The sequence below is a fragment of the Psychrobacillus sp. FSL K6-4046 genome (assembly GCF_038624605.1).
Lineage (GTDB): Bacteria > Bacillota > Bacilli > Bacillales_A > Planococcaceae > Psychrobacillus.
This window is the reverse complement of sequence record NZ_CP152020.1, coordinates 3,448,553-3,473,453: the sequence shown is the minus strand read 5'-3', so window position 1 is coordinate 3,473,453 and position 24,901 is coordinate 3,448,553. Positions and strand designations below refer to the sequence as shown.

The window sequence follows — 24,901 nt, the reverse complement described above, 5'->3', positions numbered from 1 at the left end:
TTGGTGCTCGCTTATCGCTCACTCATGCGGAAAGCGTCCACCGAGGCCGAAAGTCAATTCTACTTTATTTTTTAAAATATATAAATTTCATTGTTTAAAAGAGGACGAGATATATTATTACTAGGTTTGGAGGGTTATCAATATGAAGCTTACAGAATGGACGATGGAAGAGCAAGAGCAACTGATACATTTTATGACAACGAATACATGGCCATATCATGGGAATTCTCATCCTGTACGAGAGTTGATTGAAAAGACAATTGAAGAGGGTGGATATCAATCTGATGAAGTAAAAACTTTTTGGGTGGAGAACGATCAAGATGAAAAAGTTGGAATTGTAAAAATCTATGATTTACAGGATGAAATTCCTCTCTTTGACTTAAGAATAGCGGATGAAGCCAGAGGAAGAGGATATGGGCCACTTGCTTTAAAAAAGATTACTGAATATGTATTTAATCTTCCAGAAGGGAAAATTCGCTTAGAGGGTCATACGCGCCAAGACAATTTTGCTATGAGAAAAACGTTTGAGCGTGCAGGCTTTGTTAAAGAAGCACAGCTGCGTCAGGCATGGTTTTCACCTAAAGAAGGATCGTACTATGATGCAGTTACATACGGAATGACGAGAGACGATTTTATAAAAGGAACTTCGACTCCAGTAAAGTGGGACGATGACTTTCATATTATCGAAAAGGTAAAAGAAGAATTGGTCTTCCCAGAAGAATTTTATACGGAAAGATTAATCATCCGAGCACCTAAAGTCGCGGATGCAGAGGCAGTTCAAAAAGCAGTGCTAGCTTCCCAGCATGCATTAAAGGACTGGATGCCTTGGGCGCAAGAAAAGGAGTCGCTTGAGCAAAGAGTTCAAAATCTTCGACAGGCAGTAGCAGATTTTATCACTCGCAAGGATCTTCGACTGCATTTGTTTTTAAAGGAAACAGGAGAATTCGTCGGGTGTTCTGGACTTCATCGAATTGATTGGGATGTTAGAAAGTTTGAGATTGGCTATTGGATTGATAGTAAATTTGAAGGTAAGGGCTTGATGACTGAAGCAGTTGAACGTATTACTACGTTTGCCTTTGAGGAGTTAAAAGCTAATCGAGTTGAAATCCGTTGTGACAGTGAAAATGTAAGAAGTCGTTCAGTTGCGGAAAGATTAAATTATACACTAGAAGGGACTCTTCACCATGATTCCTTATCTGCTGATGGTAAGAGATTAAGAGATACTTGTATTTATGCAAAGACAAAAAGATAAGGGGTTGCCTAATGGCAACCCCTCAGAGTGTAGACAAAAGGGTTGGAAATCGAAACGATTTCCAACCCTTTTGCTATTATCACAGTTTACATTCTGGAAAAAGAGCTAATTCAACTCTCGATTTTTTTGTTTTACGCCATTTTTGGCATTTTCCAGGTCCAGCTGGCCAACTTCTTAAGATTTAAGGCAGCAAAAGTTAGCATCGCCTGCATGGACAATTTTTTAAGACCCTTTAAGGTTGTCCATCGCATACCATGCTTTTCTTTGGCATCGGCAAAGACACGCTCGATCGTCTCTTTACGCTTCCCATAAATTTCTTTCATTTCATAGTTATGACGTAAGTCCTCAGCTACATCCAAATAATCTTGCCAGATATGACGTTGAATCATCTTTTGTTTATTCTTACTCTGCGTGCATTGGTCAATCACTGGACACGTGGCACAAATAGAAGGAGTTGAGGCATACTGGCGATAACCTTCCTTCGTTGTTGTTCGGTAGTTAAGAACCTGTCCTTCGGGACAGAGATAGCAGTCATAATGTTCGTCATAAACATACTCGTGTTTTTTAAAGAAGTCTTCTTTTGTCATTGGTCGTTTGTACGGAAGTGCAGGAAGGACATGATTCTCTAAAAGGAAATTCGCAATAGCTGGTGTCTTGTAGGCTGCATCAGCGGCAACAACGACTGGGCGTCCCACCCGGTCGATGACCTTCTGAACCAGTGGTTCAAGCATATGGCTGTCGTGAACATTTCCAGGTGTGACAATGTTTGCAAGCACAAAACCCTTCTCGTCTGTTGCAGCATGAAAAGAATAGGCGAACTGCTTTGTCCGTTCATCTTTTACGTAGTAACCACTTTCAGGATCTGTTGTCGATTCCTTAATCTCCTTGTACTCTTCCTTTTCAAACTTTTCAGGTGGGAATGGTTTCTTCCCATGCTTTTCCCGGTCGAGGTTGAGCTCCTCCTGGAGCCTCTTTTCATAAGCCCGCGTCTCTTTACGAACAACCTTCTTCTCAAACTTTCTCTTATTCGCACTAGCTTTCACATGGGTCGAATCAATAAAGACATGATCCGGGCTTAGGAGCCCACGATCTGCGACCTCCTTTAATACTCTGTAGAAAATCTGCTCAAATAGATCTGTGTCTGCAAAACGACGGACATAGTTTTTCCCGAAAGTTGAGAAATGGGGAACCTCGGTATGGAAACCAAAGCCTAGAAACCATCGGTATGCCATGTTGGTTTCAATCTCTTTAATGGTTTGGCGCATGGACCGTATACCAAAGGTATATTGGATAAAAGTCATCTTGATAAGTACCACTGGGTCGATACTAGGTCTCCCTATTGTCGAATAAAGATTTTCAACCAATGGATAGATAAAGGAAAAATCAATTGCCTCATCTAACTTACGAACAAGGTGGTCTTGTGGTACCAACTGTTCAATAGTCAAGATTTCTAATTGTTCGCGTTCATTGGTTTGATTTTTCGTCATCATATCCATCACCTCATTCATTTTTTAGAAGGCCCCGTTGATTGGAGCGAAGAACGGCGACTCCAGCGGGAACAGCGCGAGCTGAAGACCCTGGACTGAGCGCAGCGAGGGAAGCGGCTGAAGCCGTGCCCGCGGAAAGCGTCCGTTCGTAGCGGAAATCAACTCTTCCTCGCGTTACTTCTATTTTAAAAGAAAAAAGACTGTAGGCAAACTCCAAAATTTTTGGAGTTTGTCTACAGTCTGAGGGGTTGCCTAATGGCAACCCCTTTTGTCAGACGGCTCGTCTACCAGTGACAAGTTGAATTACGAAAATAATACCTGCAATAATTAACAGCGTATGGATTAATCCTCCGCCAAAGTCTAAAAGTAGGCCTAACAACCATAGTACAATAAGTACTACGACAATGCCCCATAAAATTCTACCCATTATAAGTCATCCTTTCTTCTTAAAATTATTAATACGTGTTATTATTAATTAGATACCCCGGGGTATTACAGGTTAAACATAAATAATAATTTTTGAATAATGAAAGAAGGATAGAATTGTTAACAAACGTTATGGAAGAAATCGTTCAGAGCCTTGTGAGAGTATTGATGAGAGGGTCAGAATATCAAACGTTTTGTAAGTGTCCTCAATGTGAATTAGACATTATTGCATTAAGCTTAAATACACTTCCGACCCATTATGTAACAACCGAAAAAGGGAGAAAGGCTGTTTTTGAACGGATGAATACATTAGAAAACTTAGAGTGGATTAATAAAAGAATTATCCATTCTATTCATGTCGTTGGAAAATATCCTCATAGATAAAAAGAGCCTTGTCTTATGATAAGGTTCTTTTATACTTTAGTCCGAGGATTGAGTTATTCTATGTGAGAGTATAATAAAAGAAGTGAACTAGTTATACTAACGGTAGTAATTTTATTTACTTAAAAGCTATGTTAAAGTTATTGGTTGATTTTAACTAAACATTTCTTTTGATTCCGACTGTACAATTTAAATGACTATTCATAAATAATTTTTGAAGTGTGTTGGAGTTATTTTTACGGCTTTGTTTATACGAGTGATTTATAAATAGAACTATATAAATTAAAGCCGTTCTCCATTTATTGATTGGAGCGCCAGACGGCGACTCCTGCGGGATGGGTGATGGCTTATCGCTCACCCCGCGAAAAAGCGTCCGGTTGGCGCGGAAATTAATTCTACTTGCCTTGCCGATTTAGAGCACATCATAAATCAACCCTAGCCTTTAACATAGCCTACTTAAAAAGGTAAGAACCTAACTTAAATTGAGAAGGCCAGCCTATTGTAGTAAAATAAGTAAGAACGGATGAAAGGAAGATTAATATGCCAACACCAAGCATGGAAGACCATATAGAACAAATTTATATACTTATTGAACAGAAGGGTTATGCTCGTGTGTCTGACATTGCAGAAGCATTATCAGTACTACCATCTTCAGTAACCAAAATGGTTCAGAAATTAGATAAAGATGGGTTTTTAATATATGAAAAATATCGTGGACTTACTCTAACAAACAAAGGGATGAAGCTAGGGAAAAAGCTAGTAAAGCGTCATGAATTGTTAGAGGATTTTTTACGTTTAATCGGTGTAGAAGAAGAGAATATTTATGCAGACGTGGAAGGAATCGAACATCATTTAAGCTGGAACTCAATAGACCGGATTTCAGACTTAGTTCTTATATTAGAAGATGATACTTCTATTCAAACAAAGCTACTAGAGCTAAGAAGAGACTTAAACGACTAAATGGAATGACTATAAAAGTTTACCTTGCAATTGAATAGGTTATAAGGGAATTAAGAAAAGGTACATAAACTCACAACTTAAGCGAATTCAAATTATATATTTGGAAAAGAATATAAGTAAGCTACACTAAATCTCCTTGAACTAGGAGAACAATCTAATTTTACAGAATTAACAAAACTATAGATTTATAAATAGTAGGTAAAGACCAACTAAAAAGTATGGTCAGAAGGAGAGCGGTAACTTTGACAGAATTATTATCAGGTGAAATTTTAAAATTACAAGTAAAATCCAAGGAAGGATCCAAATGGATTCTTCAGCATAAAGACACGGAAATAGCTTTAAATGCTTCGGAGGCGCCAGAAGAACTCAAAGAGGATGACACACTTGAAGTTTTTCTATTTGTGGATAGAAGAGGTAATCTATCTGCAACTACTCAGCTACCTTCCATTCAAAAAGGAACATATGGCTGGGCAAGAGTGATTAAGGTTTCAGAAAAAGAAGGTGCATTCGTCGATATTGGTACTTCAAAAGAGGTTCAGGTAAAGGCGGAGGATCTACCTAAGATAAAAGAGTTATGGCCTGCTCAAGGAGATCATCTCTATATGACCCTACGAACGGATAGAGAAGGGGAGCTTTTTGGTCGACTGGCAACAGAGGACCGAGTAGAGGAGTTGTACATTGATGCACCAACAACTCTTTTAAATAGTAACCTGCAAGCTAGACCATATCGACTCCTACCTGTAGGCACATTTTTGCTAAGTGTCCCGGAAAACTATCGCGTTTTTGTTCATGAATCTGAACGTGTAGAAGAACCAAGATTAGGACAAGACCTAACTGTTCGTATCATAGATACTAAGGACGATGGCTCGCTAAATGGATCATTATTGCCTAGAAAGCATGAACGTTTGGGTGACGATGCGGAGTCAATCTACCGTTATTTAAATGATGTTGGTGGTAAGATGCCATTTACGGATAAATCATCACCTGAGGAAATTAAAGAAATGTTTTCGATGAGTAAGGCAGCCTTTAAACGTGCCCTAGGTAAACTAATGAAAGAAAAGAAAATTATTCAACAGGACGGTTGGACTGAATTGAAGCAATAGGATTAGATAATAAGGAGGAAAAAGCATCGATAATTATCGGAACTTTTTACTCCTTTTTACGTACTAATGATAGTACCAACCAAGAGAAAGGGGTTTTAGGGGAATGAAAAAAATGGTACAAGTATGGTTAGCTATTTTTCTTGTTGTAGGAGTTTTAGCCAATTCCAATGTAGCGTTGGCAGATACAAATGGAGAAACAGGAACCGAAGTAGTCAATGAAAAATTTGGTGCACCGATTGTTGTATACGGAGGTAACCTGACTGACGACCAAAAGAAAAGTGTAAGAGAAAGCTTGAAAATTACAGATAAATCAGATGTACAAGAAATTGTTGTGACAGGAAAAGATTTAGCCACCTATTTAAAAGATGGTGATGCCTCAGCAAGAATGTTTTCATCTGCAAAAATAACTAGAAAAGATTCAGGTTCGGGTCTTGTTATTAACATAGTGACACCTGATGACATTACAGAAGTAACTGCTGATATGTATGCCAATGCAATGCTTACAGCAGGAATTGAGGATGCGGTGGTAGATATTGCAGCTCCAAAGCCGGTAACAGGACATTCTGCTCTAGTTGGTATTTATAAAGCCTATGAAGTTACTGGGGGAGAGCTTGACCCAGAACGGACAGATGTAGCAAATGAAGAGTTATCAGTGGCAACGATTCTTTCTAAGGATGCTGGAGTAAACGAAGAAGAGGTTACAGAGCTTTTAACAGAAATTAAAAAGCAAATTGCTGAACAAAACCCTGCCTCTCGTGAAGAAGTAGAGAAAATAGTTTCGGAACAGCTTTCCAAATTGAAGATTGAGCTATCTGATAAAGATCGCCAATTGTTAATTGACCTGATGGACCGTATACGTCAGTTGGACATCGATTTTAGTAAATGGTCAGATCAGTTAAATGACTTTAGTAAAACTATTGAAGAGAAGTTTAATCAAATAAAAGATAACGAAGGATTTTGGCAAAGTGTAAAAGACTTTTTCAATAATCTAATCGATTCTATTCGTTCTGTTTTTAGTTAAATGGAACCCTAGTAGTCGCCGGCTCCTCTCTAAACAATGAGAATAGAGAAATTTTTAATTAGAAATTAGTTACCTTTAAAAGAATGAAAGACGTGAAATCAAGTTGTTGCTGATTTCACGTCTTTTAATTTATCTATTAGTTAGTCCGATTCTCTTACTATAAATAAGTTGGAAATTTGCATTAAAAAATTGTATTTGATAAAATAGGTATAATAAATATCTCGAATTCGAGATAAATGGAGGTTATCATATGAAATTGGCTGGAATTCACCATGTTTCTGCTGTAAGCGCCGATATAAGTAAAAATCATGATTTTTTTACAAGAATATTGGGGATGCGTTTAGTTAAAAAAAGTGTAAACCAGGATAATCCGTCATCGTATCATTTGTTTTATGCTGATGCAGTAGGGACTCCTGGAACGGATATGACGTATTTTGACATACCAATGGCAGGAAGAACATATCCTGGAGTGTCAAGCATTAGTAACACGGGGCTTCGTGTAAAAAGTGAGGCAGCTTTGCAATTTTGGAAAAAGAGATTACATGATCTTGAAGTTCCTCATGATGAAATTTCCGAAATGTTCGGTAGAAAAACTCTATATTTTGAGGATTTTGAAGGATCAAGGATGAGACTAGTTGTAGATGACGGCAATGGAATTCCATTTGGGGAGCCATGGATAAAGGAAGAGATAAGCGGAGAAAATGCTATAGTAGGCTTAGGTCCGGTTACACTTACTTTAAAAAATCCAGAGCCTACAAAGAAAGTTTTAGAGCAAGTATTAGGATTCACTTTAATTGGTTCTTACCGCTCTGCTATTACGGATGCACCTGATATTCAAGTGTACTCTGTAGGAAAAGGTGGCCCAGCAGGAGAAGTTCATATTGAAACAAGAGAAGATTTACCAAGAGAGAGACCAGGAAGAGGAAGTGTTCATCATGTGGCATTTCGTATTCCTCATATGGATGATTACCCTAGATGGGAAGAACTCCTTCGAGCAAAAGGCTATACAACTTCGGGCCTTGTAGATCGGCATTATTTTAAAGCGATCTATTTTAGAGAGCCTAACGGAATCTTATTTGAGCTTTCTACAGATGAACCTGGATTTGATACAGATGAAAAGTTGGAAACGCTAGGTGAAACTTTGGCTTTACCTCCTTTTTTAGAGCAACGACGTACAGAAATTGAGGCAAAGTTACGTCCGTTGTCAATTAATAAATAGTTGTGTTAAGATTCATAAAAAGGAGTGTGTGATAATGGATTTTCAATATAAAGAACTTGGCAATGATGTATTTGCCTATCAAGTAATAGACGATGGGGAAAGACTTGGTGAAATTACGTGGACCCTGCTAGGAGACGTGATGGTTATGGACCATACTTTCGTTTCAAGTAAGCTTAGAGGCCAAGGAATTGCAAAAAAACTATTAGACAACGCCGCTTCCTATGCACGAGAAAACGATTTGAAAATGGAGCCTGTTTGCTCATACGTAGTAGATGCATTCGCTAAATCTGATGAATACGACGACTTAAAGGCATAATAAAAGGCAATCCTCTTTAACTTAGTTTAAAGTGGATTGCCTTTTACGTTTTCACAATTAAATGGAAGTGAATAGAACTAGAATACCAGTTAATGCGGATGCACCTGCCAATGTATATAAGAAGTCTGTTTGATTAAAGATCAATTTCTTTTCCATGTTAATCTTCCTTTCTATTTGGTGTTAATAATAAAATACCCGTTTTTAGTAGAGTGAAACAGGTTTATTAAAAATAACTCAGGGAAATTGATGATTAATGAAACTTTTTTAATTTACTTTCGTACAATAGCTATGTCAATTAATAATAGGGGGTAGGAAAATGATATCAAGAACAGGAGAAGTAGTATTAGGAATTATCGGAGCAGTTTTTAATGTAATTGCAATCATACTAGTTTCTTTACTTGTCATTAACGGCAGTACAGCACTACAAGATGAGGAATTTTCAACTATCATGGAACAAGAAATGCTTAATGATCCGCAACTAACTGCAGAAGAAGCAGAACAAGCTTTAGGTTTTGTTGAAGTATTTGTAGACTTATTTGGGGTTATTGGCTGGGCAGCTGTTGTTGCATTCGTAATCAGTTTAATCTTTAACATTTTAGGAATTGTATTTGTTTCTAAAAATAAAAAACCAAAGCTAGCAGGTATCATGTTCATTTTAGGTGGAATTTTTGCAGGAATTATTTCCTTAACATCTATCATTTTATATGTAGCTGCAATCATGTGTTTCGTCAGAAAATCACCAGTTAAATTTGAAGACGAATATACTACGGAACAAACATACTAAAAAAACACCGGCTTAATAAGCCGGTGTTTCAGACTGTAGACAAACTCCAAAAATTTTGGAGTTTGCCTACAGTCTTTTTTCTTTTAAAATAGAAGTAACGCGAGGAAGAGTTGATTTCCGCTACGAACGGACGCTTTCCGCGGGCACGGCTTCAGCCGCTTCCCTCGCTGCGCTCAGTCCAGGGTCTTCAGCTCGCGCTGTTCCCGCTGGAGTCGCCGTTCTTCGCTCCAATCAACGGGGCCTTCTAAAAAATGAATGAGGTGATGGATATGATGACGAAAAATCAAACCAATGAACGCGAACAATTAGAAATCTTGACTATTGAACAGTTGGTACCACAAGACCACCTTGTTCGTAAGTTAGATGAGGCAATTGATTTTTCCTTTATCTATCCATTGGTTGAAAATCTTTATTCGACAATAGGGAGACCTAGTATCGACCCAGTGGTACTTATCAAGATGACTTTTATCCAATATACCTTTGGTATACGGTCCATGCGCCAAACCATTAAAGAGATTGAAACCAACATGGCATACCGATGGTTTCTAGGCTTTGGTTTCCATACCGAGGTTCCCCATTTCTCAACTTTCGGGAAAAACTATGTCCGTCGTTTTGCAGACACAGATCTATTTGAGCAGATTTTCTACAGAGTATTAAAGGAGGTCGCAGATCGTGGGCTCCTAAGCCCGGATCATGTCTTTATTGATTCGACCCATGTGAAAGCTAGTGCGAATAAGAGAAAGTTTGAGAAGAAGGTTGTTCGTAAAGAGACGCGGGCTTATGAAAAGAGGCTCCAGGAGGAGCTCAACCTCGACCGGGAAAAGCATGGGAAGAAACCATTCCCACCTGAAAAGTTTGAAAAGGAAGAGTACAAGGAGATTAAGGAATCGACAACAGATCCTGAAAGTGGTTACTACGTAAAAGATGAACGGACAAAGCAGTTCGCCTATTCTTTTCATGCTGCAACAGACGAGAAGGGTTTTGTGCTTGCAAACATTGTCACACCTGGAAATGTTCACGACAGCCATATGCTTGAACCACTGGTTCAGAAGGTCATCGACCGGGTGGGACGCCCAGTCGTTGTTGCCGCTGATGCAGCCTACAAGACACCAGCTATTGCGAATTTCCTTTTAGAGAATCATGTCCTTCCTGCACTTCCGTACAAACGACCAATGACAAAAGAAGACTTCTTTAAAAAACACGAGTATGTTTATGACGAACATTATGACTGCTATCTCTGTCCCGAAGGACAGGTTCTTAACTACCGAACAACAACGAAGGAAGGTTATCGCCAGTATGCCTCAACTCCTTCTATTTGTGCCACGTGTCCAGTGATTGACCAATGCACGCAGAGTAAGAATAAACAAAAGATGATTCAACGTCATATCTGGCAAGATTATTTGGATGTAGCTGAGGACTTACGTCATAACTATGAAATGAAAGAAATTTATGGGAAGCGTAAAGAGACGATCGAGCGTGTCTTTGCCGATGCCAAAGAAAAGCATGGTATGCGATGGACAACCTTAAAGGGTCTTAAAAAATTGTCCATGCAGGCGATGCTAACTTTTGCTGCCTTAAATCTTAAGAAGTTGGCCAGCTGGACCTGGAAAATGCCAAAAATGGCGTAAAACAAAAAAATCGAGAGTTGAATTAGCTCTTTTTCCAGAATGTAAACTGTGATAATAGCAAAAGGGTTGGAAATCGTTTCGATTTCCAACCCTTTTGTCTACACTCTGAAACACCGGCTTAATAAGCCGGTGTTTTTAATGGAAATAAATATTTAGCTGTAGACAATGGGTGGCCTTCAAAGTATTCATCAAACTCTTCGAGACATTCAAAGCCATAGCGTTCGTAAAAAATACGAGCACGTTCATTTTTACTTTCTACATAAACAAATAATTGTTTTCCAATAGACATATGGTTAACGCCAGCTTCTAATAGCTTCCTACCGTACCCCATTTTTTGAAACTCTGGAAGTACGTAAATAGCTGTAAGCTCAGCATCACCATCTTCGTCCACATAAGTAAAGTTAGCAAAGCCTATAGCCTCACCTTTATATTCAGCAATCAAAAAAATTGTTTTTTCTATACGTTTGGCTATCATCATCGGAGAATAAGCTTTTTCTAAAAATAGTTTCTGAATGTTTTCTGGTATTATATCTTTATAAGTATCATTCCAACTGACCTGTGCGATCTGTTGTATAGTAGGAATATCATTTAACGTAGTCGCCCTTATCATTTGAAACACCTCTTTTAGCTTTTTGTAATCATAACAAAATATCGATCAATCTTCTATACGTAATAACAAAATAATTGAAAATAAACATTTTTACATAGGAGGCAAACATGTCCTGGGAGTTAAAGAAATTTAGTGAATTAGATACGCATAATCTTTACGAAATACTAAAACTTCGAGTAGAGGTTTTTGTTGTTGAGCAAAACTGTCCATATCCAGAACTAGACGACTGTGATCAACAAGCTCTTCATCTTTATCTTAAAGAAAATAACGAAATTCTTGCTTATTGTCGTATTCTACCTGCAGGTCTCAAGTATGACGATTGCTCAATTGGAAGGGTAATTGTTAGGGAACAGGCAAGAGGAAAAGGTTACGCACGGGTGCTTATGCAAAAAGCTATAAACATAATTGAAACTTCTTGGAACGTTCCGTGTATAAAGCTATGCGCTCAAAGTCACTTACAACATTTTTATCAGTCCGTCGGCTTCGAAACAATTAGTGATGAATTTGATGAGGATGGTATACCTCATGTCTATATGATTAGGTCAAAAAATTAATAAGTGTTATATTGTCCTTATTAGGGTATACAAATCTTATAAATATATAGGAGGTAATAAATATGGCGAAAAATAGATCACTCTTATTGGCGGGACTTGCAGCTGGGGCTTATGCCTATTTCAGGAAAAAAGAAAATCGTGACAAGGCAATGGAAGCATTTAATAATACGAAAGATAAAGTAAATTCTTTCATGGAAGCTCAAAAGCAAGGCACGAGTGAGGAAGAAACAGGAAATCCTAATCCTTACTATGAAGAAGATAATAATATGGTGAATGAGGGAGCCATGACAAGCGTCCAGTATTACAATGAGGAAGAAGCTGAAGCTACTCCAAACTCAGTTTCTGACAAAGATATAAAACCAGAAGACAATAAACTTTAAAAAAAGGTGCCTAATAGGCGCCTTTTTTATTTTACATATATAGATATTACTGTATAATTTCTAAAAAATACCTTTAAAATTAATATGGTGAATAATGGTACTTACGTTCTATCCGGTTTCTCCTCAAAGGAATTTCTCATTTCTATATTGTTCCTTTGGTTGAATTAGCATTTATCTATCACTGCCGCAGTTTCAAGATAGGATATTTAGGGTACGAAAGAGAAACGAGTATATTTTAAAGGAGGAAGCAAAAAAATGAAAAGGGCAATGTTAATTTATAATCCTTCTGCTGGGCGAGAAGAAGCAAAACAATTTAAAGATAGAGCAATTGAAGTATTAACGAATTTAGGTTTTGATGTGACGGTAAAAGAAACAAAAAAACAGGATGATGCTACACATTTTGCGGAAATGGCTTGTACTGAAAAAATGGACTTTTTGTTAGCCATGGGTGGAGACGGAACGATAAGCGAGGTAGTGAATGGTCTTGCTGAACGAGAAGACCGACCTTTATTCTCTTTTGTCCCCCTCGGTACAGTGAATGATTTTGCAAGGGCTCTAGGCATTCCGCTTGAACCAGACATTGCAATAGAAGCACTTAAGATGACCAATACGGAACAAGTTGACGTAGGAAGAATCGGTGATAAGTACTTTGTTAATGTAGTGGCAATAGGGGATATTGCTAGTAGTGTGGCAGATACTCCTGTGGAACAAAAAACGAGGTATGGATCTATGGCATACTTAATGGCTGGGGCAAAGGCAATCATCTCCAATGAAGAGGTAGAGATGACAATTACCCATGATCACGGTTCATGGAAAGGGACATCTATATTAGTTTTAGTTGCCCTAACCAATTCTGTAGGTGGATTTGAGAACTTGGTTAAATCTGCTAAAATTGATGATGGGAAAATGCATGTCTTTATCATAAAACAAGCAGGATTAGCGGCAATCGCGCGCATGGGAACAAAAGTAATGCTAGGAACACTAGGGAAGGATGAGGGAGTAGAGACATTTACTACCGAGAAGCTCCGAATAGAATCGAATCGCCCATTATTTTGCAACGTAGATGGTGATCAAGGAGACTGTACTCCTCTTGATATACACATTCTTCCTAGGCATTTGGAAATGCTTTTACCTAAAAAAACAGAAAGCAATTAAAAGTCTAGTTTTTTACTATAAAATGTTATAAAATGATTCTACATCCCTATTTAAAAGATAGGTACAAATGGACTATAAAATTGACTGGAAAGATGAGGTACTTATGGATAATACAGAAAAAATATTCTTAGATTACTTCACAAAAGCCTATGCCAAAGAAATGGGTATTACTAATAGAGTAGAAGGTCTTGATAAATTTTTTGAATTAGAAAAGAAACTATTCTTAGATATGTATTCTTTTGAAATTGAGAGAGCGAAAAAGGTATTAAGAGAAATCATTGACTTAATTATCGCTACTAATAACAAGCAAATGATTCAAAATGTAAAGTACTATTACATACAATTATCCGCTGTAATGGCTAGAAAGTTGTATGAGAGCCAGGTTCCGCTTGATAAGGTAATGGCCTTTAATAATGCTAGCGTGGAAATTATAGATACGAAGATGAGTGATGCACAGTTTTTGCAGTGTGCAGATGAGCTAGTAGAATTCTTTGTTATGGTAATTACGGAGAGGAAAAAACCTTCCTTTGGGCACCAGACAGTAAATAAGGTAATTCTTTATATTAATGATGAAATTGAAACAAATCTAACAGTAGAAGATATCGCCAAACAATTTAATATTAGTACTAGTCATCTCTCTAGAATTTTTAGAGAACATACTGGAGTAACGCTGGTAGAATACTTAAATATTAGAAAGGTAGAAGAGTGTCAATACTTTTTACGCCATACAAACAAATCAATATCAGAAATCTCTAATTCATTCCACTTTTGTAATCAGAGTTATTTCACGCGTATTTTCAAAAAATACACGAGTCTTACTCCTAAGCAGTTTAGAGACCATCAAGAACATCCTAATTTTAAGTATAATTTTCCAAAAGAGCCCAAAACTTATTAAAGGTTTGTTTAAGTAATATTTGAAAAATAGCTTCATAGAGGGTATACTCGATATAGTTTGAAAAATGAAGGTGAAGCGATGAAGAAGAAAATCAGTTTATTCACTATCCTTATTTTTGCAACAGTCCTACTAAGTGGCTGTTCAGGAATAGAAAACAAAGAAGGCACTTTTTACAATATATTTGTTCGACCTTTTGAGTTTTTAATTGAATTTTTTGGAGACATTTTTAACGGTAGTTACGGGATGGCAATCATTGCTATTACTATTCTTATTCGTTTAGCCTTAATGCCCTTGATGCTTAAAAATTATAAGAATCAACAAGGTATGAAAGAAAAAATGGACAAGCTCAAACCAGAGATGGATGAGATCCAAAAGAAGCTAAAAGAAACAAAATCAAAAGAAGAACAAATGGTACTACAACAAGAAATGATGGGCTTATACCGTAAGCATAATGTGAATCCATTAAACATGGGTTGCTTACCAATGTTGATTCAGATGCCAATTGTTATGGGATTATATTTTGCAATCTTATATTCAGCTGATATAAAATCACACGAATTTTTATGGTATAACTTGGGGTCACCTGATATCGCTATGACACTTATTGCTGGGGCTGTATATTTTGCACAAGCAAAAGTTTCTCTATGGACAGTGCCTGAGCAACAGCAACAACAAATGAAGCTGATGGTTTATATTTCACCGATCATGATTATGTTCATCTCGTTCAGTTCTATGGCAGCATTACCGCTATATTGGGCTGTAGGTGGTATCTTGTTAATATTCCAAACATATTTAGGTCGTAAGTTTTATTCGAACCATCCAGAAAAAGCAGAAGAATCTGTATAATAGAGAGAGGAGCTTTTTGTAAAAAGAGCTTCTTTTTTTTATGTCTAGCTCCACCGCCTTGCCCCTCGGGGGCAAATGGATAAAAGCTCCGGTGGCTGGGGAACTGCCTCCTCGCTTTTCTCCATTTGCCTGTCGGGGCAGACATAGGCGGTTTCGCTTTTCTTGTTGTCTAGCTCCACCGCCTTGCCCCTCGGGGTCAAATGGATAAAAGCTCCGGTGGCTAGGGAACTGCCTCCTCGCTTTTCTCCATTTGCCTGTCGGGGCAGACATAGGCGGTTTCGCTTTTCTTATGAAAAAGTTATAATAATTGGGTCAGTGCTTAGCCTGTCGGGTCAGAGATAGACTGCTTGCGCATTAAATGGTATCCAGCGCAAGCAGCCTTGCCCCTCGGGGTCAAATGGAAAAAAGCTCCGGTGGCTGGGGAACTGCCTCCTCACTTTTCCCCATTTGCCTGTCGGGTCAGAGACAGACTGCTTGCGCATTAAATAAATAGAGGTGTTCGTATGAAAAGAAATTGGATATTTGGTATTTTAATTGTAGCTGTTAGTATTGCTTCTTTAGTATTTATTATAAAAGGAGATATAAATTTAGCTGTTTTGTTTATGACTCTTATCTTTGTCTTAAGTAATGGTTACAGAGCTATTGTATTTAAGGAAAAAGGGCATGAACGAGAGGCGAAATGGATGAAAACAATGGCAATCGTTTTCGCTGTCCTATTTGTACTCGTATTATTTCTAACAATTACCTAAAAAAAACGTGAAATCATGTGTAGATGATTTCACGTTTTCTTTATTGTTTAGGAAATTATAAAGTTTTGAATCTGTGGATAAATTGATGTCTAGCTCCACCACCTTGCCCCTCGGGGTCAAATGGATAAAAGCTCCGGTGGCTGAGGAACTGCCTCCTCGCTTTTCTCCATTTGCCTGTCGGGGCAGACATAGGCGCTTGCGCTTTTCTTGTTTTGTTTAAAGTTCTTTAAGATTTAATAGCTAAACTTTTTTCTAGACAGAACAATGAGTATAATAGCTGGAACCGTGCAAAATGCCATTCCTAAAAAGGCTAGTTTTGGTTCTATATCATATAAATAACCACCAGCTAGTGTTAGGACGGCACTACTTAAACTCATGGATAGAGCAGCATAAATTCCTTGGGCAGCAGGTATGAGCCTTTTGTCTAGTGTTCTAGATATATATTGAATAAAGGCATAATGTGCAACTCCAAAAGAAACGGAATGTAGTGCCTGAGTGAGGATAAACATCCAAACCGATGGAAATAGATAGATTCCAATCCAACGAATGGTGGCGCCAATCCCGGCTAAGAGAAACATCCAAGATACTTTCTTACTTGAAAATAACTTGTCAGCAATAAGAAAGAATACAATTTCAAATATAACAGCAACATTTAAAATGATTCCGATATAAAGGCTGTTGACCCCGATATCCTGAAGATAAATAAATCCATAATTATTATATGATGCGTGAGACCCCTGTATAAGTACAGTTAACGTTAAAATAATGATAAATTGCTTAGAAGTAAAAAGTTCTTTCCATTTAACAGAGTTTTCTTTTGTTGTTCTCAAGGGTATTTCACTCAAAGAGGCTGGCATTGGTCTAGAGTAGGTCAGCATGATGATTGCAAGTGCAGCTAACATCGTCCAGAGTATTGCTTGCTCGTCCCATATAGCAGTTACTCCTCCGATAAACAACAGGGCAACCATGAAGCCGACTGATCCAAACGAACGGCTTTTTCCATAGTGAACTTTGTCCTTTTGCATGAGAATGGATGCACTACTCTCCATAGCAGGTAATAAGTTAGGATAGATTAAGCTAAACAAAACAGTAATAGTTAATAAAGAATAAAAAGAATTAAAGGGTATGTATAAAACAAGTGCTGCAAAGGAAAGTAACGCGAGCAAGCGAAGCACCTTCTGCATACTATACTTACTAGTAGCTCGTGGGAATAAGGCAAACGTGGAAAAGGCTCTTGCAAGCATTCCAGCACCCATAATAATACTAGCGGAGGTGACACTCAGACCTTTAGCATTGGTTAGATAACCGGTCCAATAGGGCATAAAAACTCCCCATGTGAAGAAAAATGTGAAAAAATTAATGGATAACCATTTTTGAGACTTCATAGAATGACCTCTTTACTTTCGACTTATTAAAGCTAAGTAAATGAGTTAGCTAGCTGTAATAACTGTCTAGATTTAATTTTTGGTGCGAATTTATTTCCGCATAAGTTACAATTTTGAAACGAGTTTAATAACATTATAAAGCATTTTAAATTGATTAGGGATAAGTTCTATGAAAAATGTTAAACTAGTAATATCGCTAATTGGAAAGAAGGAAGAGCAAGGGATGCAATCAAGATTTAGTTTAATGAAGGCAAAAAAGAAAAGAAAGTGGCCAAAAATTGTAGCTACTATTATTTTGGGTTTAATAGTTGTAACTGCCGTGGGATGGATTGGTATAAATGATTGGAATATAGATAAAAGTTTAAGGGCGTTAGGTATTACAGTTCAGGAAGAAAAACCTGAGGTTGAACTAGAGAAACCAACGCAAGTAATAGAGGAAGCAAAAGATCCAGTAAAAGAGGAGCCTCCAATTGTAGAGGAGCCTATAGAAGAAGTAGATCGTTCAGGGGCAAAAGGTTATGAAGGCAATGAAACTTTACCTGCCGAGCCAACCTATATAGATGGAATTTTAATAGCAAGCAAGCAATATCCCCTACCTGCCACTTATGCACCTGGGGAAAGTAAAGAAGCAAGACAAGCTTTCGAAGCAATGGCAGCTGAAGCAAGGCTTTCCGGTTACGAATTAGTAGCATTTAGTACATACCGTTCTTTTGACTATCAACAGCAGCTATATAATAGATATGTGAGCAATGATGGAGTGGAAGCGGCAGATCGATATAGCGCTCGCCCTGGATACTCTGAGCATCAAACTGGGCTTGCATTCGATATCGGAGAATTACACTTTGAGCAGCACTTCGCAAGAGAGAGCTTTGGAGAGACGCCAGCTGGCCAATGGGTAGCATCTAACGCCCATAAATATGGATTTATTATGCGTTTTCCGAATGAAAAAGAAAAAATTACAGGGTATATGTATGAGCCTTGGCATTTTAGATATATAGGATTGGACCATGCAGCTAAAATATATGAAGCAAATACAACATTAGAAGAATATTTAGGCATATAAGAAAAAGATCCCATCATTCGTGGGATCTTTTTCTTGTATTAAGGCAATGGCTTAAATCATCGTTTTATAAAATTGGAGATATCAGTCGAGCAAGTGATTCCTTAAACTTAATCATAGTCGACCGTTTTTCATAAAGTTCCCATGTAAGTTCAGTAGAAAGCTTCATATCCTCTTCAAATAACTCCGCTAATTGATGGGAAGTTTCATTGTCATAAATAAATGCGTTTACCTCGAAATTTAACTTGAAACTTCGAACGTCAATATTAGCAGTACCTACAGTAGAAGCTTCATCATCAATAACAATCATTTTCGTGTGTAGGAATCCATTTTCATAAATGAATACTTTTGCCCCAGCTTTGATAAGCTCTCCAACATATGAATAGGTTGCCCAGTATACAAATAAATGGTCAGGCTTGTTAGGTATCATAATTCTTACGTCTATCCCTGAAAGACAAGCTACCCGGAGAGTATCCATAAAGCTAGCATCTGGTATGAAATAGGGGGACTGAATATAAATGTATTTCTTTGCCATCATGATTAATTTTAAATAACCATTTTTAATTTGCTCCCACTCAGAATCAGGTCCACTCGAAACAATCTGTAATCCAACAGAACCTTTCAATGGGATAGCTGGGAAAAAACGATCGGAATATTCGATATCGTGTTCTGCAGAAGCTTGATTCCAATCGAGTATAAAACGAGTTTGGAGCGGATGAACGGAGCTTCCTTCAATTCTAAGGTGAGTATCTCTCCAGTAACCAAATTTCTTTTTCTTACCTAAGTATTCATCACCGACGTTGAATCCTCCTATGTACCCAATTCGTCCATCAATGACTACTATTTTGCGGTGGTTTCGGTAGTTCATCCGCGGATTAATCAATGGAAGAATGGATGGAAAGAATGCTTCCACGCGTCCCCCTAACTTAATGAGCTCATGAAAGTGTCGCTTTCGTAAAGAGCGAGAGCCTGTATCGTCGTACAGTATGCGAACCTTTACTCCTTGTTTAGCTTTTGCTAGTAGAACCTTATAAATCTCTTGTCCTAAATTATCTAAACGGAAAATATAGTATTGAATGTGTATATGGTCCTTTGCATTTTCTAAGTCGAACAAGAGGGCATCAAACTTTTCACGCCCGTCTGTAAAGATATCCACTTTGTTATCTTGTGTTAAAACGGCATGGTTATTATTAAGATGCATAATAATCAAATCTTTGTAATGACTAGCGTCATCCAATCTAAAATCAAAGGATTCATCTTCAATAGCTTCCATTTGAAACTCAATTAATTTATCGATACCTATTTTACTTTTCCCTTCCCAGCGAAAAAGGGTTTTGCGTCGCAATCTTCTTCCAAACAGTAAATAAATACCGAAACCTAGGATGGGGATAAAGAATAGAACTAAAATCCAAGCCCAGGTGGAGGACGCATCTCGTCTCTCTAAAAATATCAAGGCAATCGCTAAAGAAATATTTAAAATTAGTATGCCTGTACCAACAAAACCATATATACTTGCAGCCAAAATTACACCCCCAACCCTTTTATATCTGTCTTTTCTAGTATAGCCGATTTAGTTAAAAGAAAGAAGAATTGTAACATATTGAGTAAACCTATAAGCATAAGTAATTAGCAAAATGAAATATACATATAAGGTGTTTGAATAGTCTGATATAATCAAGGTGGGAATTTAGACTTAAGGAGATGGGAAAAATGCTTCAAGCAAAAAATCTTCAGAAGAAGTTTAAAACAAAAGAAGTAGTGAAAAAGATAAATTTGGAACTTGGTGAAGGAGAATCAATTGGACTGTTAGGTCCGAATGGAGCAGGAAAATCAACTACTATATCCATGCTTTCATCATTAATGAAGCCTACAAGTGGAACTGTTCTTTGGAATGGGACTTCCATTGAGGAGAATCCTCAAATGCTTCGTAAGAATTTAGGGGTGGTACCTCAAGAAATAGCCTTGTACCCAGAGCTTACAGCACAAGAAAACCTAGAGTTTTTTGGACGAATTTATGGGCTGAAAGGAAAAAATTTAGAAACACGGGTGGAGGATGTGCTTGAAAAGATTGGTTTAAGTGACCGGAGAAAGGACAGAGTAAAAACCTTTTCCGGTGGGATGAAGCGTAGACTTAACATTGGAGCGGCTTTACTACATAAGCCTTCCTTTCTCATTATGGATGAGCCTACTGTAGGAATAGATCCTCAGTCTCGTGCTTACATATTAGAGGCCGTAAAGCAGCTAGTAGAGGAAGGTATGACGTTACTTTACACAAGTCACTATATAGAAGAGGTAGAGCTGCTTTGCGAAAAGATATACATTATGGACCAAGGTGAAATTATTGCATCGGGAACAAAAGAGGAATTAAAGTCTTTAGTTTCCGACCAACAAACAATTGAGTTAAAAGGACATTCACTTTCAGTTGCATTTGAGGAAAGCTTACAGAAGCATTTTCCAACTGCTAACATCCACAGGGAAGAAGAAAAGCTTTTAGTCTCTCTTTCTAAGTTTATGGAGCCATTATCAAGTATTTTTGCAGTTGCTGCCGAAAACGAAGTGACGATTACTTCTGCAGTAGTTAAAATTCCTTCTCTCGAGGATGTTTTTTTACATTTAACAGGAAGAGCTTTGAGAGACTAGGGGGAAATAGAATGCTTTTTAACTTAATTAGTAAGCAACTAAAGGTGATTGTTCGTAATAAGCAGCCGTTTATTATCCTTTTAGCTATGCCTATTATCTTGATTACTATTTTATCATCAGCCTTGGCTGGGATCATGGATACAGACGGATCTTCTGCTATTCAGGCTCACTTGGTAATTATAGATGAAACTAGCTGGGAGAAGGAACAGGCATCTATTACAGCCTTTCTAAAAGAGTCTGGACTGGAAGGGTCAACTCTTAATACTCTTTTGCAAACGTTTGAAGAAAACGATCCTACTAATGTTTTGCAAAATTCAATTCTCCTCTCTAAGGAAATGGAGAAATATGTAAAAACGACTAACGAAGATATATCTAATCTAGAAGATTTAAGAAAGAGTAATAATGTGGATGGTATCTTAGTCATTCCTGATAATTTCAGATTAGATTATATTAAACAATCTTATTTTGACCAAGGAAATAAGCCGAGTTTTGAGTTGTTATTAAATCAAGAGAATGAAATAAGGTCATCTATAATTGCTTCGATTCTTGAGGAGTGGAAAAAAGGGTATAGCCAGTCAATGGCTTTAAATAAAGTGGGTATAACTCCAAACGAAGTAATAGGTCAAACAATTGCAGTACAAAAATTAGAGCATTTAATGAATGAGGGAGAACGAACTATTCCATCTTCCGTTTATTACTCTGTGGGAATGCTAGTAATGTTTGCTCTTTATATACCCTCCTTTTTGGCAGGATTTGCGTTACAGGAAGTATATTGGAAGGTTTATGACCGAATCCTTTTAGCAGGAGTATCCTCAACCTATTACACTCTTTCTATATTTATAACAGGGGCAATTGTAGCGTTACTGCAACAGGCGATTATATTGCTATATGGAAGCCTGGTGCTGGGAATAGACTGGATTGGCATACAGGCTATGATTGTAATAGTTGTTAGCTTCAGCTTATTTATCGGGGGACTTTCAGCACTTTTAACCGTCTTACAATTTAAAACGGGAACTGAAGGTATTGCTAATGTGTTTAATGGATTAGTGATTACTATTTTCTCCTTCTTAGGAGGCTCCTTCTTTAAGATTAGTGATGTATCCGAGACGCTTGGTGACATCGGTGGCTATACCCCTAACGGAGCCACAATGAAAGCAATTCTTTCAATTCAAACTGGTGATTCAGTTGGTGTGATTTGGCCACAGATGTATGTGCTATATATCGGCCTATTAATATGTGTCAGCTTGTCCATTATAGTATTTCCTAAAAGAGGTGTGACATCATGAAGGGCATTTGGATTGCAAGAGCTCAAAATTTAAAGCGAAAGCCGTTGGTTCTTCTAACAATGACCTTTATGACAGTTGTCCTCGCCTATGTTCTCAGTGGTGGTGTAGGTGGCCAGCAAGCAATTTTTATCACTAATGATCATTCCAAAACAAGTAGTGACGTATTAGATAAATTAAAATATTTAGAGGATTATTCCTTTCATCCACTATCTAAAACTGAGTTGGAAGAGAAGATAGAGGGAGACCCTGACTTAATAGGAGTGTTACTTACAGAGTCTACGTATACAGTCTTGAGCAGTGCAGAAACAGATGTCGTTAGAAATGTATCTTTAGTGATAGAAGCTGCATATAACGAAATGGCCTTTGAGAAAAGAATAGTAGAAGTTGGCGGTAGGGATAAGTGGAATGAAGTGAATAGAATTTTAGACGATGAGGAAGCCTTTGAAATCGAGATTAGCGCTATGAATGAAAAGCAGACCTTTCGATATGATGGAGCTCTGCAAAGTTTATTTGGTTATATGCTCTTTTTTGTATTTTATACCATCTCAACAAATGTTCAATTTATATTGGAAGATAAAAGAACAGGAGTGTGGAATCGTCTAAAGTTAGCTTCTATTAGCCGGACTAAATTATATTTCGGGCATTTATCTTTTAGCTTTCTAATTGGTTTTTTGCAAATGCTTTTAGTTTTGTTAGTGTTCCGATTTATCGTAGAAACTAATATGTATGGAGCATTCTCAGAAATAATTATTATATCGAGTATTTATGTATTATTAGTTTTGGCGATATCATTAATAATCATTTCCCTAGCCAAAACTGTTAGTCAAAGTGGAGTTGTTGTTTCCTTGCTGGCAGTGGCTTTCGCTATGTTAGGTGGGGCATATTGGCCACTTGAAATTGTTCAATCAGAAGGGTTACTGAATATGAAATGGCTGTCTCCTATTTACTATGCGATGGAAGCATTAAAAAGAGTTACCATTTATGGGGAAACCTTAAGTGCTGTATCCGCGTACCTATGGATGATGCTTTTATTAGCGGCTACGTTTATAGCAGGGGGTATATATTTATTAGAAAAGAAAACAGAACGTGGCCATTCTAGTGAGTAAAAAGGGGGAATGGAAATGTACTGGTGTAAAGTAGCGAGAACAAATGAAGAATTTGAAGCTATCGCAAAATTAAATTATGAAACATTCGTAGAAGAAATTCCGCAACATGAAAAAGATCCAAGTGGAATGAGAGTAGATCCTTTTCACCATGAAAACGTTTATGTGATTGTATTAAAAGACCAAGAGCTTGCGGGAATGGTAGCCTTTAGAGCGGAGCGTCCATTCTCGTTAGACAAGAAGCTAGGACCAGTAGAAAATTATCTTCCAGAGGATGCCCTAAAAGGGGCACTCTGTGAGGTCCGTTTACTAGCTGTAGATAAAAAGCATCGAAATGGGCGTGTTTTTTATTATTTAGCTAGAGCACTATCTGACTTTGCATATGAAAATGGATATGGAGCGGCCGTTATTTCGGGAACGGTAAGAGAGCAAAAGCTGTATAATCAGCTTGGTTTTGAGCCTTTTGCAAATCCAATCGGAGCAGAGGATGCCTTATTCGTCCCTATGGTATTAACGAGAGAGCGCTTTGATAATTCGGTTGCTGCACGCTTTAAGCAGAAAAGGTATTCTTTTTATCCAGGTCCTGTTCACCAGGTTAATGTAATCAAAAATGCTTTTCAGGAAGATCCACTCACCCATCGTTCTCATCAGTTTGAGGTTATGCTTGATCGAGTTAAGCACAGGTTAAATGAGTTGAGTGGTGCTAAATACGTTCACTTACTTGTAGGAACTGGTACTTTGGCGAACGAAGCAATGATCGCTCAATTGAAGGTGTTGGATGAAAGGGGTCTTATATTAACGAATGGAGCTTTTGGAGAGCGTCTTCAAAAACAGGCATTACGTTGGGGATTAGATTATAACGTGGTTAACTATGATTGGGGACAGGCGTATGATTTAGAGGCCATTGAAAAAAAACTTGCGCTTGGAAATTATAGCTGGCTACTAATGGTTCATGGGGAAACCTCGACAGGGATGCTAAATGAATTAGAAGAACTGAAAGACATTTGCCGTCGTTATAATGTATTGCTCTGCGCTGACTGTGTTAGCTCGTTTGGATCTCTCCCATTCTCTATGGAAGGATTATATTTGGCTACAGGAGTCAGTGGAAAGGCAATAGGTACCATGAGTGGAATTTCTTTTGTCTTTGCCAATTCAGAAATAGTCTCCTGTGAGCGTATTCCTGCCTATTTAGACATAGGCTTAACGACAAACTCCCACGTACCCTTTACAATGCCATCCCAACTTATCCATAGCCTAGAGAATGCCTTAATGGCCTATGACGATGGGGAAAGATATAAGCTTTTACATAAACGATGGATGTATATTGAAGAGGAAGTTAAACGACATAATATAGAGCTCTTTACAAATAACACATATCCTATGATATTCACATTACAAGAAAACCAATTTCCACACCTCGCTGAGGATGCAAGAATGTCAGGCTTTGATTTACATTATAAAAGTGAATATTTAAAAGAAAAAAGCCTTATACAAATATCCTGTATTCAGCCAGATTTTGAAGTTGCATGGACGAAATTCATCAATTGGTTTGCCAATTACCGTCTATATCATGAAGGAAAAAGTAAGTCGCTTTTTGAATCAAGTAGCCTGTGAATAGTGGGTAATAATGAACGCAACATTAAATAAGGCTCATTGTAACA

Annotated in this window: 25 protein-coding genes; 20 read left to right on the top strand and 5 right to left on the bottom strand. The window is 37.7% G+C overall.

What is annotated here, in order from left to right:
- Positions 1 to 142 precede the first annotated feature (142 nt).
- Positions 143 to 1,252 (top strand): GNAT family N-acetyltransferase, encoded by a 1,110-nt coding sequence (locus MKY09_RS17085; RefSeq protein WP_298471477.1) that lies wholly within the window; start codon positions 143 to 145, stop codon positions 1,250 to 1,252.
- 131 nt (positions 1,253 to 1,383) lie between these two features.
- Here MKY09_RS17085 and MKY09_RS17080 read toward each other — a convergent pair whose 3' ends face one another.
- Positions 1,384 to 2,742: an IS1182 family transposase gene (locus tag MKY09_RS17080; RefSeq protein WP_342568221.1), complete on the bottom strand. Its 1,359-nt coding sequence runs from the start codon at positions 2,740 to 2,742 to the stop codon at positions 1,384 to 1,386.
- 268 nt (positions 2,743 to 3,010) lie between these two features.
- Positions 3,011 to 3,166, bottom strand: a complete 156-nt coding sequence (locus tag MKY09_RS17075) for a lmo0937 family membrane protein (protein ID WP_169361363.1) — start codon at positions 3,164 to 3,166, stop codon at positions 3,011 to 3,013.
- A gap of 116 nt (positions 3,167 to 3,282) precedes the next feature.
- Between MKY09_RS17075 and MKY09_RS17070 the strand changes: the two genes are divergently transcribed.
- The 8 genes from MKY09_RS17070 to MKY09_RS17035 all read left to right on the top strand — a co-directional run bounded on the left by MKY09_RS17070 (position 3,283) and on the right by MKY09_RS17035 (position 10,577).
- Positions 3,283 to 3,549 (top strand): late competence development ComFB family protein, encoded by a 267-nt coding sequence (locus MKY09_RS17070; protein ID WP_340881746.1) that lies wholly within the window; start codon positions 3,283 to 3,285, stop codon positions 3,547 to 3,549.
- Between the two features lie 537 nt (positions 3,550 to 4,086).
- Positions 4,087 to 4,506, top strand: coding sequence for a transcriptional regulator MntR (mntR, locus tag MKY09_RS17065; protein ID WP_169361364.1), 420 nt, complete (start codon positions 4,087 to 4,089; stop codon positions 4,504 to 4,506).
- A gap of 242 nt (positions 4,507 to 4,748) precedes the next feature.
- Complete coding sequence (locus MKY09_RS17060; protein ID WP_169361365.1) at positions 4,749 to 5,609, top strand: S1-like domain-containing RNA-binding protein; 861 nt, start codon at positions 4,749 to 4,751, stop codon at positions 5,607 to 5,609.
- A gap of 103 nt (positions 5,610 to 5,712) precedes the next feature.
- Complete coding sequence (locus tag MKY09_RS17055) at positions 5,713 to 6,630, top strand: DUF1002 domain-containing protein (protein ID WP_169361366.1); 918 nt, start codon at positions 5,713 to 5,715, stop codon at positions 6,628 to 6,630.
- 250 nt (positions 6,631 to 6,880) lie between these two features.
- Positions 6,881 to 7,849, top strand: coding sequence for a ring-cleaving dioxygenase (locus tag MKY09_RS17050; RefSeq protein ID WP_342567168.1), 969 nt, complete (start codon positions 6,881 to 6,883; stop codon positions 7,847 to 7,849).
- A gap of 10 nt (positions 7,850 to 7,859) precedes the next feature.
- On the top strand, positions 7,860 to 8,165 hold the full coding sequence (locus MKY09_RS17045) for a GNAT family N-acetyltransferase (protein ID WP_342568263.1): 306 nt from the start codon (positions 7,860 to 7,862) through the stop codon (positions 8,163 to 8,165).
- Positions 8,166 to 8,481: 316 nt separating this feature from the next.
- Positions 8,482 to 8,949 (top strand): DUF4064 domain-containing protein, encoded by a 468-nt coding sequence (locus MKY09_RS17040; protein ID WP_205964167.1) that lies wholly within the window; start codon positions 8,482 to 8,484, stop codon positions 8,947 to 8,949.
- Positions 8,950 to 9,218: 269 nt separating this feature from the next.
- The gene (locus tag MKY09_RS17035) at positions 9,219 to 10,577 is read left to right on the top strand and encodes an IS1182 family transposase (RefSeq protein WP_342568221.1); all 1,359 of its coding nucleotides are present in this window, start codon (positions 9,219 to 9,221) and stop codon (positions 10,575 to 10,577) included.
- Between the two features lie 118 nt (positions 10,578 to 10,695).
- Here the strand turns inward: MKY09_RS17035 and MKY09_RS17030 are convergent, their stop codons facing one another.
- Complete coding sequence (locus MKY09_RS17030) at positions 10,696 to 11,187, bottom strand: GNAT family N-acetyltransferase (RefSeq protein ID WP_342567167.1); 492 nt, start codon at positions 11,185 to 11,187, stop codon at positions 10,696 to 10,698.
- Positions 11,188 to 11,294: 107 nt separating this feature from the next.
- On the opposite strand from MKY09_RS17030, the gene MKY09_RS17025 reads away from it, so the two are divergent.
- From MKY09_RS17025 to MKY09_RS17000, 6 genes are all read left to right on the top strand, one after another.
- Entirely contained in the window at positions 11,295 to 11,741 is a 447-nt protein-coding gene (locus tag MKY09_RS17025) for a GNAT family N-acetyltransferase (protein ID WP_169361370.1), read from the top strand.
- A gap of 62 nt (positions 11,742 to 11,803) precedes the next feature.
- Positions 11,804 to 12,121 (top strand): hypothetical protein, encoded by a 318-nt coding sequence (locus MKY09_RS17020; protein ID WP_298471460.1) that lies wholly within the window; start codon positions 11,804 to 11,806, stop codon positions 12,119 to 12,121.
- 255 nt (positions 12,122 to 12,376) lie between these two features.
- Positions 12,377 to 13,276, top strand: a complete 900-nt coding sequence (locus MKY09_RS17015) for a diacylglycerol kinase family protein (protein ID WP_342567166.1) — start codon at positions 12,377 to 12,379, stop codon at positions 13,274 to 13,276.
- Positions 13,277 to 13,436: 160 nt separating this feature from the next.
- Positions 13,437 to 14,171: an AraC family transcriptional regulator gene (locus tag MKY09_RS17010; RefSeq protein ID WP_298471556.1), complete on the top strand. Its 735-nt coding sequence runs from the start codon at positions 13,437 to 13,439 to the stop codon at positions 14,169 to 14,171.
- A 78-nt stretch (positions 14,172 to 14,249) separates the two neighbouring features.
- Complete coding sequence (yidC, locus tag MKY09_RS17005; protein ID WP_169361374.1) at positions 14,250 to 15,017, top strand: membrane protein insertase YidC; 768 nt, start codon at positions 14,250 to 14,252, stop codon at positions 15,015 to 15,017.
- 503 nt (positions 15,018 to 15,520) lie between these two features.
- Positions 15,521 to 15,766, top strand: a complete 246-nt coding sequence (locus MKY09_RS17000; RefSeq protein ID WP_251553334.1) for a hypothetical protein — start codon at positions 15,521 to 15,523, stop codon at positions 15,764 to 15,766.
- Between the two features lie 233 nt (positions 15,767 to 15,999).
- Here the strand turns inward: MKY09_RS17000 and MKY09_RS16995 are convergent, their stop codons facing one another.
- A complete protein-coding gene (locus MKY09_RS16995; protein ID WP_298469932.1) occupies positions 16,000 to 17,151 on the bottom strand; it encodes a 3-phenylpropionate MFS transporter in 1,152 nt (383 codons plus the stop codon).
- 169 nt (positions 17,152 to 17,320) lie between these two features.
- Here MKY09_RS16995 and MKY09_RS16990 point away from each other — a divergent pair, with 169 nt between their 5' ends.
- Entirely contained in the window at positions 17,321 to 18,214 is an 894-nt protein-coding gene (locus tag MKY09_RS16990) for a M15 family metallopeptidase (RefSeq protein WP_342567165.1), read from the top strand.
- A 64-nt stretch (positions 18,215 to 18,278) separates the two neighbouring features.
- On the opposite strand, the gene cls is transcribed toward MKY09_RS16990, so the two are convergent.
- Positions 18,279 to 19,733: a cardiolipin synthase gene (cls, locus tag MKY09_RS16985; RefSeq protein ID WP_251553336.1), complete on the bottom strand. Its 1,455-nt coding sequence runs from the start codon at positions 19,731 to 19,733 to the stop codon at positions 18,279 to 18,281.
- Between the two features lie 188 nt (positions 19,734 to 19,921).
- On the opposite strand from cls, the gene MKY09_RS16980 reads away from it, so the two are divergent.
- Genes MKY09_RS16980 through MKY09_RS16965 form a run of 4 tightly spaced genes read left to right on the top strand, consistent with a single transcriptional unit; the run spans position 19,922 to position 24,854 of the window.
- Positions 19,922 to 20,851 carry an ABC transporter ATP-binding protein gene (locus tag MKY09_RS16980; protein ID WP_298469936.1) on the top strand — a complete coding sequence of 310 codons (930 nt, stop codon included), beginning with the start codon at positions 19,922 to 19,924 and terminating at the stop codon, positions 20,849 to 20,851.
- Between the two features lie 11 nt (positions 20,852 to 20,862).
- Positions 20,863 to 22,137: an ABC transporter permease gene (locus MKY09_RS16975; protein ID WP_342567164.1), complete on the top strand. Its 1,275-nt coding sequence runs from the start codon at positions 20,863 to 20,865 to the stop codon at positions 22,135 to 22,137.
- On the top strand, positions 22,134 to 23,243 hold the full coding sequence (locus MKY09_RS16970; RefSeq protein ID WP_298469939.1) for an ABC transporter permease: 1,110 nt from the start codon (positions 22,134 to 22,136) through the stop codon (positions 23,241 to 23,243). Before MKY09_RS16975 ends, MKY09_RS16970 begins: the two co-directional genes overlap by 4 nt.
- Positions 23,244 to 23,258: 15 nt before the next feature.
- Positions 23,259 to 24,854, top strand: coding sequence for an aminotransferase class V-fold PLP-dependent enzyme (locus MKY09_RS16965; RefSeq protein WP_342567163.1), 1,596 nt, complete (start codon positions 23,259 to 23,261; stop codon positions 24,852 to 24,854).
- Positions 24,855 to 24,901 lie beyond the last annotated feature (47 nt).